Consider the following 282-nt stretch of genomic DNA (forward strand, 5'->3'; position numbering starts at 1 on the left):
GAGCTTGTCCGGCTCGTCGATCTGGTCCCCGAAGCGGCGGCCGGGCGGCGTGTGGAAGGTCAGTGTGATCGTGCGACGACTCTCGGCCATCGCCTTTCCCGTCCGCAGATAGAACGGCACGCCCGCCCATCGCTCGTTGTCGACGTAGGCCTCCACCGCGACGAACGTCTCGGTCGACGAGTCCTCGTCCACGCCCTCCTCGTCCCGGTACCCCTCGTACTGCCCGTAGACGACGCGCGACGGATCGAAGGGCCGCATCGCCTCGAACACCTTGGCCTTCTC

Annotated in this window: 1 pseudogene; it reads right to left on the bottom strand. The window is 67.4% G+C overall.

Annotated features, from left to right (window positions below):
• A pseudogene (locus D9V41_RS17495) lies at nucleotides 1–270 on the bottom strand (glucose-6-phosphate dehydrogenase); the annotation flags it as partial.
• Between the last annotated feature and the right edge of the window lie 12 nt (nucleotides 271–282).

Origin of the sequence: Aeromicrobium phragmitis (genome assembly GCF_003674095.1) — a bacterium.
Taxonomy (GTDB): Bacteria; Actinomycetota; Actinomycetes; order Propionibacteriales; family Nocardioidaceae; genus Aeromicrobium; species Aeromicrobium phragmitis.